The organism is Mesorhizobium sp. NPDC059054 (genome assembly GCF_042739215.1).
GTDB lineage: Bacteria > Pseudomonadota > Alphaproteobacteria > Rhizobiales > Rhizobiaceae > Mesorhizobium.
This window is the reverse complement of the sequence record NZ_JBHYHV010000001.1, coordinates 1,439,603-1,451,369: the sequence shown is the minus strand read 5'-3', so window position 1 is coordinate 1,451,369 and position 11,767 is coordinate 1,439,603. Positions and strand designations below refer to the sequence as shown.

Genomic DNA, 11,767 nt, shown 5'->3' with positions numbered 1-11,767 from the left:
TGCATGCCTAGCCACTATGCCGCGAGAGCCGAACGATGGCATGACTGTTCGGCCCGGATGAAGGCGCCGTGGCTGGTGCTCGCACTTGCCGTTTTCCTGCTGAGCCTTGTTTCGTCGCTGACCGGCCTCAGGGCGCAAGAGATTTCAGACCTGTCAGCGCAACCGATGGTGGATCTGCCTGTCGGTCAGGGACGCCTGCTGCGTTTCAACGAACCGGTCGAATCCGTGCTTATCGCCGATACCACGATCGCCGACCTGCAGGTCGTCTCGCCGGGTGTGGTCTATGTCTTCGGCCTGAAGCCCGGCCTGACCAATTTGATCGCGATCACTTCCGACGAACGCATCAAGGCGACGGCCCAGTTTCGCGTAACTGCCGATATCTCTTCAGCCAATCAGGCCAAAAAGGCCATGCGTCCGAATTCGGCGACCAATCTCGCCATTTTCGGCAACCGCATCGTGACGACGGGAGAAGCCCGTGGCGTCGAAGAAGCCACGGACATGGACAATATCGCGCGCACCTTCTCTCCGCCCGAACAGCCGCCGATCAACAACATGACGGTAAGCGGTTCGCAGCAGGTTAACATCCGCGTGCGTTTTGCTGAAGTTTCGCGCACGGAACTGCAGTCCTACGGCGTGGACTGGAACGTCGGCTACAAGAGCGCCGGCTTCGAATTCAACATGTTCCAGAACAACGGCGTGCCAAGCGGCAACGGTGGAAACTTCGGCCTCAACCTCGGCCAGGAACACGGCATAAACTTCGATATCCTCATCGAAGCGCTCCAGCGCAACGGCATCGTCAAGATCCTGGCTGAGCCGAACCTGACGGCCGTAACCGGCCAGACGGCGAAATTCCTTGCCGGCGGCGAAATCCCCATTCCCATTCCGCAGGGCAACGATGTCGTCACCGTGCAGTACAAGCAGTTCGGCGTGTCGCTGGGGTTCACGCCGACGCTGATCGGCCGCAATCGGATCGCTCTCAACGTACAGCCGGAGGTCAGCTCGCTGTCCGACAGCGGCGCCACGATTGGCGCCAACGGTTTCTCGCTGCCGAGTTTCGTGGTGCGCCGAGCCGACACCACCGTTGAAGTGGCAAGCGGGCAGACTTTCGCCATCGCAGGGCTGTTCCAGCAACGCACCTCACGCAATGTCGAGAAGTTCCCGGTGCTGGGCGATGTGCCGGTGCTCGGGCCGCTTTTTCAGTCGCAGCGTTTCCAGCGTGAGGAAACCGAACTCGTGATCCTGATCACGCCCTATCTGGTCGAGCCGGTGCGCGACAGCCTTGCCACTCCGCAGGACAGGCCAGCGAAACGCGCCAAGCGCAAAAAAGGCGGTTCGTCCGTCGGCTTGATCGTCAAATAGGAGAACCGCGATGAGACTGTCGAGCGCCTTATTCGCTGTCGTCCCGGCCATCCTGTTGTGCGGCTGTGTCGGCAACACCAAGCCAGAGCAGGATTATTCGCCGGGCTACAGCTATGTGGCCACAGGCTCGGGAGGGTCGGACAAGAGCGCGTCCGGCTCGGTGCTTGCACCGAATGCATGCCTGAATGACCCGGTCGACGACGATAACCCTCCGTCGGCCTCATCCGCCAGCCTGACGCAGATTTCCGGCGTCGGCTCGCATCTGCCGCCGGGCTGTGCCAACGCGTACAATCTGCAGCGCATGGTCGAGAGCCAGCGCGACCTGGTCGAAGGTCGCCGCATGGGACCAGCCGCGGCCGGCCCGACGGCACGTGCAGCACGGCGTTATCTCGATGGCGAGCAGCCGGAACCGGCTGCCGAGACACCTAATCTGACGACGAACTAGTCGACGATGCGGGTTCCGGACGAACGGTCGGGGCGAATTCGCAACCGACGATAGAGGGTAAATGGGGAGAGATGGATATGCGTGTCGTTTTCCTGCCGGCTTTGGCAATCCTGACACTGGCGGGTTGCCAGACCGGAACCCACAGCGCCGTCAACCCGAAGGCAACGGCCCCGGCCTCACCGTCCGAACGCCTCATCAAGCTCGCCGACGACATTGCGAAGCGCGGCGACAGCGATACAGCGATCGCGCTCTACCAGAAGGCGGCGGCCCTGCCCGACGCGCGCCCAAGCGCCTATGTCAAAACCGGCGACGCCTATATGCGCGCCGGCGATCCGGACCAGGCAGCCAAGGCCTATGAAGCGGCGCTCGCCAAGTCGCCGAACAATGGCGAAGCCATGCTTGGCCTGGGCTCGGCGATGATGGATGCCGGCGACTACAACGCCGGAATGCGGGCGCTGGCCCAGGCGGCACCGCTGGTCAACACCAGCAGTTCCTACAATCGCCTCGGTGTGGCACAGACGCTTTCCGGCCACACGCAGGAAGCGCAGGTCACCTTCGGCCAGGCGCTCAAGATGGCGCCGGGCGACCTCGACATCGAAACCAACATGGCTCTCGCAGCCGGACTCGAAGGCAATGCCGGCGTGGCATTGCCATTGGCGCAAAAGCTTGTGAGCGCATCCAACGCTCAGCTGCATCACAAACGCAATGCCGTCATCGTCTACGGCCTGCTGGGTCAGGGCGATCAGGTCAGGGCTGCGCCTCCGGTCGGCCTGCCGACGCAGGAAATCAACAAGCTGCTGGCGCAGGCTCAATCCATTCGCGCCAAGGGCAGCACACAAGCCAGGGCACAGGCCCTGGGTTCCGTCCTCGGTTAGCGAAGGCGGGCCCGAGAGGCTGGCGGCATGGCCGAAGAAGCTGAGGAAAAAAGGCTACCGGCATCCGACAAGAAGCTGCGCGATGCCAAACGCAAAGGCCAGGCTTCGCAAAGCCGCGATTTCGTTTCGGGTTTCGGCCTGTGCGCGGTTCTGGCCTATATCTATCTCGTCTGGCCGGCCGCCTTGGCGCATTTTTCAGGGCTGATCGACACGATAACGGACTACAACGTTCCGTTCAGCGAGATTTTGCTGCGCAGCGGCCGTCACGCATTTTTCCTGCTGATGTACATCACCGTACCGATGGTCGCGATCGTCGTCGCGGTCACCCTCGTCTTCGGCATGCTGGCGACGCTAGGCCCGGTCTTTTCCTTCGAGACCATCAAACCGCAATTCGATCATATCAACCCGGCCAAAGGCCTGCAGAAGATCATGTCTCTGCGCAATGTCGTGGAGTTCGTGAAGGGCCTGATCAAGCTGGTGTTCCTGTCCGCTCTCTTCGTCGTGATCCTGGTGCAGTGGCTGCAACCGCTTTTCGATGCACCTGCATGCGGCATGTCCTGCATGACGCCGATGCTGTGGGGCGTGCTGGTTCCAGTCGGCGTCTCGGCCGCCCTCGCCTTCCTCGCCATCGGCATTCTGGATATGCCGCTGCAGCGCTGGCTGTTCCTGCGCGACATGCGCATGACCACGACCGAGTACAAGCGCGAGCAGAAGGACATGGAGGGCGATCCGCTCATCCGCCAGGAGCAGCGACGCCAGCGACGCGAGGCCGTGCAACAGCCGGCGCGGCTGGGTGTGCAAAACGCTGTCATCGTTTTTGCCGGAGACGAACTCGCGGTAGGGTTGCGCTACGTCAAGGACGAAACGCCGGTGCCGACCGTCGTGGCCAAGGGTCAGGGCCGCGCCGCCGTGGACATGATCGCGCAATCGCAGGCAGCTGGCATTCCCATCGTGCGCGACACCGTCCTGGCTCGGGATCTGTTCGAAAAGACCAATACCGGAAACTACATCGGCCAGAACATGTTCTCGCCGGTCGTGCGTCATCTCGTCCGGCATGGGCTGACTTAGTCCCGGCCACCCTCAAGTTTTTCGGAACGATCCCATCAGCGTGCCGTTGGGTCTCTGTGCATCCCCTGCAGCAAAGGAGATCAGCCATGATGATGAAAACGGCACTTTTGGGCGCGACATGCGCGCTGCTGATCAGCGGCTCGGCGCTCGCGCAAACCGCAACACCGGGGGCCGGCGGTTCGGCTGAAACCGAAATGTCGGTGTCGACGAAGGACGTCTTTGCAGCGCCTCCTGCTGGTACGGACGCCAATACCGTCGGCTCCATCCAGCCGAAGGACGGACAAGTGCTGGTGACCAATTTCATCGGCCAGAGCGTCTATGAAAGCGACAAGGCTGATGCTGCTACCGTCGGCAAGGTCAACGACCTGATCCTGACGCCTGACGGCAAGATCGAGGCCGCGGTCGTTGGCGTCGGCGGGTTCCTTGGCGTCGGCGAAAAGGACGTCGCCGTCAGCCCTGATCAGTTGCAGATGGCCACGCGCAGCGATGGCAAGACCTGGCTGGTGATGAAGGCCACCAAGGATCAGCTCAACAGCGCGCCTGCCTTTGACCGGAACAAACTGGCCGAAGGCGTGGCAAGTCCGGGCGCATCCGATAGCGGTACAACGGCTCCGGCAGGAGGCGGTACGGCGTCACCACCGGCGCAGTAAGAGCGTGACCCATTCGCCCGGCCCGGTTCTCCGGGCCGGGTTTCTTGCGGGTGCCCTACCCTCCAAGATACAATCTATGCAGCTCGTCGGGCGAACGCAGCAGTGTCTTGCAGTCGCCGTCATACACGACCCGGCCGCGTCGCAGCACATAGGCGCGGTTGCCGATACCGAGGGCAAGGGCTGCGAACTGCTCGACCAAGAGGACGGCGAGGCCAGCATCCGCCAGCTTGCGCACCGCTGCCATCAGCCGAGAGACGATGACCGGGGCGAGCCCCGCTGACATTTCGTCGATCATCAGCACCTTCGGGCGGGTCAGCAGCGCGCGTGCAATGACCAGCATCTGCTGTTCGCCGCCTGACAGAAGTCCGGCGCGAATGGTGCGACGCTGCATCAGCTCCGGGAACAGGCCATATGCTTCGGAAAGATCGCTGCCGTCGCGCAGCGCCACCTTCATATTCTCTTCTGTGGTCAACTGGCTGAAGATGGTGCGGCCCTGCTCCACATGCGCCAGGCCTTCGCGCGAGCGCTGGCCGGGCCGGGCCTTCTGGATTTCGGAACCATCGATGGCGATGGTTCCGCCTGACACCGGAATGATACCGGAGAGCCCTTCGAGCAGTGTCGTCTTGCCGGCGCCGTTGGCGCCCAGCACAACGCTGATCGAACCGCTTTCGACACGGGCATTGATCTCGGTAACGACCGGCAGTTCGGAGCGGCTGATCGACAGCGAGGAAATGACAAGTTCACTCATGCTGCGACACTCTCCTCAATGCCGAGATAGGCTCGTTTGACGGGCCCCTGATCCAGCACCACGGCGGGTGGCCCGGATGCGATGACGCGGCCGAAATCGAGCACAGTGACCTGGCTGCAGGCAGCACGGACAAGATCCATGTCGTGTTCTACCAGCAGTACGGAAGACCCGAAACGTGTGGGAATCTCCGCGATGCGCCTGCCGAGCCTCAGTGTCTCCTCGTGCGACTGTCCGGCTGCCGGTTCATCGAGGAGGATGACGGTAGGTCTTGCCGCAACCACGCCGGCAACGTCGAGCAGGCGACGCGTCCCGGCATCGACCGCCACCACGGGCGTTTCCGGGTCCGGGCAGTCCAGCCAATCCAGCATGGCGCGAACTTCAGCTTCGCTCAGGTTACCGGCGGCAAGGCGCAGATAACCGCCCACCGTCAGTTCCGGGGCGATGCGGTTGGTCTGCCATGTGCGGCGCACACCAGCCCTGGCCCTGACATGCGCTGCCTGCCCCTCCAGCGGTGTCTTTCCCAGCTTGATCGAACCTTCATATCTAGCGAGGAACCCCGAGACTGCGTCGATGAAGGTCGATTTGCCGGCCCCGTTCGGCCCGATCAGGCCAGCGACCGAACCGGCTGGGATGGTCAGATCGACACCATCGAGCGCCAACACCGCGCCATAACGCACGGTGAGCTTTTCGACGGTGAGTGCAGCCCCCTTCGCATGCTCGACAGGCGCCGGCAGATCGCCCTCGGATAAGGTGCTGCCGGCCGCCTTGCGCTGTGGCGCCAACTTGCGCAGCAGACGACGATAAGTCTCGCTCATCGTCTCGCCGGTCGACAATGCCTGTGTGGCGCCGAGCGCGAACAGCACGTTGCCGATATCCTGCGGCAGATCGAACCGGCGCAGGATTTCCGGGAACATGACGACGAGGATACCACCAATGATGGCGCCTTCGGCGAAATGCGCGCCGGTCATGACAGCGACGGCATAGAGGCTGAGCGATTGCATCATGGAGAAATTCTCGGCAACCAGCGTGCCGAGATAGCCGGCGAGCAGACCACCCGAGATGCCGGCAATAAAGGCGCTGATGGCGAAAGCCGACAGCTTCGCCTTGGCGACACTGACGCCGTGCGCCGCTGCGGCGCGTTCGGAATGGCGCACTGCAAGCCAGGACGCGCCCAGCCGGGAGCGTGCCAGGAATTCGAGTGCAACGGCGATGGCCACATAGAAGATCAGAGCGAAGACGAAGTAGCCTTCGTCGCTGTCGAACAGTGTCGGCCGCGGCACCTGGATGAAGGCGGTCTGGCCGGGAAATGTCATGGTCGCCAGGATGACGTCGAAGGCGGCAGCAAAAGACAAAGTGATGATGGCGAGATTGATGCCGCGCAGCCTTAAGGCCGGCAGGCCGATGGCCACCCCCAGCGGCACAGCAGCAAGACCGCCGAGCAGGATCCAGGTCGCCAGTCCGCCCGGCGCTTCGGCGATGTTCAAATATCCCACAGTCCAGGCGCCGACACCGGCGAAGGACATCTGGCAGAGCGCGATCATGCCGGTGCGGCCGGCCACCAGTCCAAGGCTTTGCAGCGCCACGCCGGTGATCAGGACGGATGTCGCCAGGAACACCCAATAGGACGGCAGGAGCCCGGCGATGACACTGCCGAGAACCACGGCGGCGATGATGATTGTGAGCGAGGCCCGGATACTAGCGCGCGTCATCCCAGCGAGCCTCCCTTTGCGACCACAGAAGCACGGCCAGGATGACCAGGAATGGAATGGCGCTGCGGTATTGGCTGATCGAGTCGACCGAACTCGCCAGGCCTTCGACGACGCCAAGCAGGATGCCGCCGGCCAGCGTCAGCCAGAAGCTGCGGAACAGCCCGACCAGCGCGGCGGCGAGCGCCGGCACGACGAGCAGGCTGAGCGTCATGAAATTCGGCGAGCGCTGCGGCGCGATGATCATCAGCGCGAAGGTGGTGAAAGCGCCGGTCGCACCCCATACCAGCAGCGACAGCAGTCTCACCTTCACGCCGATCAGTTCGGCGGCAAGCGGCCTGTCCGACAGCGCGCGCAGATGCAGGCCGATGCGGGTGCGGTTGAGAAACAGATCGGACAGCACGGTGAAAAGCACCGCGAGGCCGATGGTGAGCACGGAGGCGATCGTCACTTCGACGCCCGCCATGCGAAACGCGGAACCCGGAAACAGGTCCGGCATGACACGAGGATGCTGGCCACCGGTCAATCTGAGGCCGATCGCGATCAGGCCGACCAGAAGGGCCGCCGTCACCGCCGCCTTGGTGGACGGGTTGGCTTCCGCGAACCAGCGCGTCATGATGAAACCAATCAGCACGCCAACCGCCGCACCGACCAGGATGCCGGCAATCACCGACGGAAAGGTCGGATAGCCGGACTCGGTCAAGGCAATCAGAGCGAAGGTGCCGGCCGAACCGATCGCAGCGCCGGTGAAATTGACCACCGCGACAAGCCGGTAGGTGAAGACGGCGCAGACGCCGAGCAGCGCATAGGTGCCGCCGGCTGTCAGCCCCGCAATGGCGGGTGTGAGAAACGAATTCATCGATGATCCCGAATGAGAAAAGAGGACGGCAGAACATGTCTGCCGTCCTTCAGTCAGCGGCTACTTTGCGTCAGGAAGCACGACCCATTCCGGTGTTTCCACCTTCCAAGCCCCGCTTTCGAGCTTCATGACCTTGGTAGCGCGCATCGGCGAATGGGTCTTTGCTTCACCGAATACGTAAGGCGAGCCGGCCAGCGGATCGGAGATCGGCTTCATTTCCAGAAGCGCCTTGGTCACGCTTTCGCGCGTCACCTCACCGTCGATGCCCTCGATGACCTTGAGGAACATCTTGGCAGCCAGATAACCGCCCTGCGAGAAAGCGGTCAGCGGCCGGCCGGCCTTGTTCATGTCGGCAATCCACTGCGCGTTGGCGGCCGAACCGGTTTCGGTGAAAGGCTCCCACTCGGTGCCGACATAGATCGGCTGCTTGGTATCGGCGAGTGCCTTGGCCACCTGCACCGTGTAGCCCGGCGCCAGGAACAGCCAGTTGATGCCGGTGATCTTCTGGGCATCCACCGTCTTGATCAGCTGCACCACCTGTGGCTCGACCTGGTTGGTCAGCACGGTGTCGCAGCCTGCATCACGCGCCTTGATGACATACGGCGTGAGATCGCCCTGGAAAGGCAAGGTAAGGTCAAGCAGATGTACCTTCTGGCCGCTGATCTTCTCCCAGTCCTCGATGCCCTTCTTGTAGGCTTCCTGGGTGCCGCCGATGATGATGAAGAAAGCGCAGAACTTCTGGCTCTTCAGCACATTGGTGGCGTAGTAGCCCATGGCGGTCGACAGCGTGAACGGGCCGACATTGACGGGTGCTACGCTGGGTGAAGAAAAACATGCAGCGTCGACGCCAAGACCCTGAACCGAAGAGATTTTCTTGCGATTGTAGTTGACGGCGTTGACGGCGCAATCGAGCAGGCTTCCCGAACCAACAAGGGCGACGGCCTCCTTGTTGTCGATCAGGTCGCGTGCGGCTTGGGCGGCAACGGCGGGGTCGGCCTTGTCGTCGGCAATCGTGTATTCAATCTTGCAGCCGTTGATGCCGCCGGCAGCGTTGACGGCATCAAACGCAGCCTGTGTCGCCTTTGGTACCTCGCTGAAATCGGCCGGGCCGGTGATGGTCGAAACCGCACCGACCTTGATGGTGCCGTTGGCGCAGGTCGGACCGGCAGCAGCGGCGCCTCCCGTCATGGTGCCGATGCCGATCGCGGCAAAGACGCCAGAAAGCAAAGCTGATTTCCAATGCATTTTCTCTCTCCCCTTGGTTTGGTTGATTGTTACGCTGCATGCCTTTCGGGCCCTTTGGCGGGGCGAACTCCGGCGAATTTCACAAGCGTCCGTTCAATGGTTTCGTACGCGATATCGCGCACGATGAAGACAAGCCGGGTGCGGCGATCCGGCGACGGCCATGACTCCAGCCTGGCCGGCGGATGAAACACATGCTGCACGCCATGCAGCACCAGCGGCCGATCGAGGTCGTCGGCGACACAGACCAGGCCTTTGAGGCGAAGAAGGTCCTCTCCCTTCAATGCCGCGATGTAGTCCAGCCATGTTGCGAAGGCTGCCCATTCCACCGGCTCGTCGATGACAAAACTGTAGGACTGGATACCGTGATGGTGGCCATGATCATGATGGTGGTGGTGATCATGGCAATCGCAATCCGGCCCGCATCCATGGTCGTGGATCGACTGCGCAGCTCTGTCGAACCAGGCAGCGACCTGATCGGCGCGCGCCTCAGAACCTGGCGTTTCGGCATAGAGAAGGGTATCCAGCGCCGCGTCCGCCGCGAGACAGCGCTCTGCTGCCGGTGCAAGCGCTGCAAGCCTGTGCTGAAGCGCATCCACCGTCCAGCCGTCGACAAGATCGGCCTTGGTGATGATCAGGCGGTCTGCCACCGCGACCTGCTTGGTGGCTTCAGCATGACGTTCCAGCGTCGCGGGACCGTTGACGGCATCGACGGTGGTGACAACGCCTGCAATGCAGTAACGGCTGGCGAGATCCTGCTCCGCAATCAGCGTGTGCAGGATCGGTGCCGGATCAGCCAGACCGGTCGTCTCGATTACGACGCGGCTGAGCTGAGGCAATTCACCATCGGCAGCGCGCCGGTGCAGCGTCTTCAGCGTCTCCACCAGATCGCCGCGCACCGTGCAGCACACGCAGCCATTGTCGAGCAGTTGGAACTGTTCCTCGCTGGCTTCGATCAGCAGGTGATCGAGCCCGATCTCGCCGAACTCGTTGACGACGACGGCGGCTCCCGCCATCGACGGTTCCTTGAGCAGCCGGTTGAGCAGCGTCGTCTTGCCGGATCCGAGGAAGCCGGTGAGGATGGTGACCGGGACAAGCCCGCTGGCAGGGTCAGGTTCGCTCATACACCACCCTTCCCTCGAACCAGGTCGTCATGACCTTGATGTCGGCGATCTCGTCAGCCGGGATTTCGAGCACGTTGCGGTCGAGTTCGATGAAGTCCGCCGACTTGCCGACCTCGATCGAGCCGATCGTCTCGCCAAGCCCGATGGCGCGGGCCGAATTGATGGTGAAGATCTCCAGCGCGGTGGCGACGTCGATCGCCTCTTCCGGCCAGAGTGCTTCGCCGGCGAACTCACCGTTCGGGTTTTGGCGAGTGACCAGACCCTCGATGCCGTTCCATGGGTCGGGATTGGGCATGACCGGCCAGTCGGAGCCGCCCGCCAGCAGCGCGCCAGCGGCCAGCAGTTGTTTGTTCGGCCAGAAGCGCAATGCACGCTCCACGCCCATTGCCTGCTTATGGCCTTCCAGGAAGCTGGTCGGGTACCAGAGGAACGGCGAGAGATCGGCGGCAACGCCGAGTTCGGCGAAACGCGGAATGTCGCCAGGTGCGATATAGCTGGCGTGCGCGATGTGATGGATCAGCCTGGTCGGGCCGTTGAAGGAGCGCACGACATCGATGGCATCGAGCGCCTGGGAGACGGCGGCATCGCCGGCGCAATGGATCTTCACTGCAAGCCCGAGTTTTTCACACTTGCCAACCCAGCGGATGAGATCCGGAACCGTGACGATGGTCGAGCCGCGGAAGCAGCAGCCGAGGATCGGATCGGCGACGTAAGGCTCGTGGAAGGCGGCGGTCTTGGCGCCCGGAACGCCGTCCAGGAAGACCTTGACGAAATCCGGCTTGGCATGGGCGCTGCGATACTGATCCTTCAAGGCGATCAGCTCGTCGCCGGCAATGCCGAACATGAAGGATGGCTCGACGGCCGGCATCGCCGAGACCGACCAGGCCGTCAGTTCACCGCGATCGTCCAGCCCTTTGAGGGCAGCCAGGATCGGCTGCATGGCGGCCGCGTCGAGGAACGCCGTCACGCCATAGGAATTCAGCGTGGAGATGGACTGTGCCATAGCGGACCGGTCCATTTCCTCGGTGTAGTAGCCGGAATTGGCGATGACGCTTTCAACCAGACCGGAGGCGGATTCGATCATCAGGCCTGTCGGCGCACCGGTTGTCGGGTCTCGGCCGATGGAGCCCTGGTCGGGATCGGGTGTGTCCTTGTTGATGCCGGCCAGCCGCATCGCTTCCGAGTTGACCCAGCGGTTGTGATAGCTGTCGTCGCGCAGCATGACCGGACGACCCTGCGCGGCAGCGTCCAGTTGGGCGAGCGATTCCAGGCTGTTCAGCTTGCCATGCAGGTCGCTGCCCCACTGGCCGCCGATGATCCAGCTGCCCTGCGCTGTGGAAGCCGCCTTCTCGCGTACCTTCTCGACAATGGTCTCGAAGCTGGAGGTCGAGGCGTAGCGGAGTTCGAATAACTCCGCCTGCCCCCCCATCATCAGATGGGCGTGAACGTCGACGACGCCCGGCATCAACATCGCACCCTTGAGGTCGATAGAGCGCGTGCTGCTTCCGGTAAAAGCTGCGACGCTTGCCGCATCGCCGACCGCTACGATGCGCCCACCCTTCACCGCCACATGCGATGCCCAGGGCTGCTTGCGGTTCATCGTGTAGATGCGGCCGTTCCCGAGAACCAGATCGGCACTTTTGTCAGGCATTCTATTTCCTCCACCCAATTCATTCGGCCGCTGCCGTATT

Annotated in this window: 11 protein-coding genes; 5 read left to right on the top strand and 6 right to left on the bottom strand. The window is 62.7% G+C overall.

The window, feature by feature from the left end:
- The first annotated feature begins 3 nt into the window (after nucleotides 1–3).
- From ACFWXH_RS06990 to ACFWXH_RS06970, 5 genes are all read left to right on the top strand, one after another.
- Entirely contained in the window at nucleotides 4–1,359 is a 1,356-nt protein-coding gene (locus ACFWXH_RS06990; protein WP_379118654.1) for a type II and III secretion system protein family protein, read from the top strand.
- Between the two features lie 10 nt (nucleotides 1,360–1,369).
- Nucleotides 1,370–1,804 (top strand): hypothetical protein, encoded by a 435-nt coding sequence (locus ACFWXH_RS06985; RefSeq protein WP_379118652.1) that lies wholly within the window; start codon nucleotides 1,370–1,372, stop codon nucleotides 1,802–1,804.
- 77 nt (nucleotides 1,805–1,881) lie between these two features.
- Complete coding sequence (locus tag ACFWXH_RS06980; protein WP_082407292.1) at nucleotides 1,882–2,679, top strand: lipopolysaccharide assembly protein LapB; 798 nt, start codon at nucleotides 1,882–1,884, stop codon at nucleotides 2,677–2,679.
- Nucleotides 2,680–2,706: 27 nt separating this feature from the next.
- Entirely contained in the window at nucleotides 2,707–3,747 is a 1,041-nt protein-coding gene (locus tag ACFWXH_RS06975) for an EscU/YscU/HrcU family type III secretion system export apparatus switch protein (protein WP_054309970.1), read from the top strand.
- 86 nt (nucleotides 3,748–3,833) lie between these two features.
- Nucleotides 3,834–4,397, top strand: a complete 564-nt coding sequence (locus ACFWXH_RS06970) for a PRC-barrel domain-containing protein (RefSeq protein WP_244483312.1) — start codon at nucleotides 3,834–3,836, stop codon at nucleotides 4,395–4,397.
- 55 nt (nucleotides 4,398–4,452) lie between these two features.
- Here ACFWXH_RS06970 and ACFWXH_RS06965 read toward each other — a convergent pair whose 3' ends face one another.
- The 6 genes from ACFWXH_RS06965 to ACFWXH_RS06940 form a co-directional block, all read right to left on the bottom strand.
- Entirely contained in the window at nucleotides 4,453–5,145 is a 693-nt protein-coding gene (locus tag ACFWXH_RS06965) for an ABC transporter ATP-binding protein (protein WP_054309971.1), read from the bottom strand.
- Nucleotides 5,142–6,854, bottom strand: coding sequence for an ATP-binding cassette domain-containing protein (locus ACFWXH_RS06960; protein ID WP_379118649.1), 1,713 nt, complete (start codon nucleotides 6,852–6,854; stop codon nucleotides 5,142–5,144). The genes ACFWXH_RS06965 and ACFWXH_RS06960 overlap by 4 nt, the downstream gene beginning before the upstream one ends.
- Entirely contained in the window at nucleotides 6,841–7,710 is an 870-nt protein-coding gene (locus tag ACFWXH_RS06955) for a branched-chain amino acid ABC transporter permease (RefSeq protein ID WP_054309973.1), read from the bottom strand. The genes ACFWXH_RS06960 and ACFWXH_RS06955 overlap by 14 nt, the downstream gene beginning before the upstream one ends.
- Before the next feature lie 60 nt (nucleotides 7,711–7,770).
- A complete protein-coding gene (locus tag ACFWXH_RS06950; protein WP_379118997.1) occupies nucleotides 7,771–8,898 on the bottom strand; it encodes an ABC transporter substrate-binding protein in 1,128 nt (375 codons plus the stop codon).
- 86 nt (nucleotides 8,899–8,984) lie between these two features.
- Nucleotides 8,985–10,076 (bottom strand): CobW family GTP-binding protein, encoded by a 1,092-nt coding sequence (locus ACFWXH_RS06945; RefSeq protein ID WP_379118646.1) that lies wholly within the window; start codon nucleotides 10,074–10,076, stop codon nucleotides 8,985–8,987.
- A complete protein-coding gene (locus tag ACFWXH_RS06940) occupies nucleotides 10,063–11,727 on the bottom strand; it encodes an amidohydrolase (RefSeq protein WP_379118644.1) in 1,665 nt (554 codons plus the stop codon). Before ACFWXH_RS06940 ends, ACFWXH_RS06945 begins: the two co-directional genes overlap by 14 nt.
- Between the last annotated feature and the right edge of the window lie 40 nt (nucleotides 11,728–11,767).

Coding starts and splice junctions, on each gene's coding strand:
- ACFWXH_RS06950 (WP_379118997.1), bottom strand. CDS start 8,898: ATGACGGGAGGCGCCGCTGCTGCCGGTCCGACCTGCGCCAACGGCACC.
- ACFWXH_RS06985 (WP_379118652.1), top strand. CDS start 1,370: ATGAGACTGTCGAGCGCCTTATTCGCTGTCGTCCCGGCCATCCTGTTG.
- ACFWXH_RS06965 (WP_054309971.1), bottom strand. CDS start 5,145: ATGAGTGAACTTGTCATTTCCTCGCTGTCGATCAGCCGCTCCGAACTG.
- ACFWXH_RS06980 (WP_082407292.1), top strand. CDS start 1,882: ATGCGTGTCGTTTTCCTGCCGGCTTTGGCAATCCTGACACTGGCGGGT.
- ACFWXH_RS06970 (WP_244483312.1), top strand. CDS start 3,834: ATGATGATGAAAACGGCACTTTTGGGCGCGACATGCGCGCTGCTGATC.
- ACFWXH_RS06945 (WP_379118646.1), bottom strand. CDS start 10,076: ATGAGCGAACCTGACCCTGCCAGCGGGCTTGTCCCGGTCACCATCCTC.
- ACFWXH_RS06940 (WP_379118644.1), bottom strand. CDS start 11,727: ATGCCTGACAAAAGTGCCGATCTGGTTCTCGGGAACGGCCGCATCTAC.
- ACFWXH_RS06955 (WP_054309973.1), bottom strand. CDS start 7,710: ATGAATTCGTTTCTCACACCCGCCATTGCGGGGCTGACAGCCGGCGGC.
- ACFWXH_RS06960 (WP_379118649.1), bottom strand. CDS start 6,854: ATGACGCGCGCTAGTATCCGGGCCTCGCTCACAATCATCATCGCCGCC.
- ACFWXH_RS06990 (WP_379118654.1), top strand. CDS start 4: ATGCCTAGCCACTATGCCGCGAGAGCCGAACGATGGCATGACTGTTCG.
- ACFWXH_RS06975 (WP_054309970.1), top strand. CDS start 2,707: ATGGCCGAAGAAGCTGAGGAAAAAAGGCTACCGGCATCCGACAAGAAG.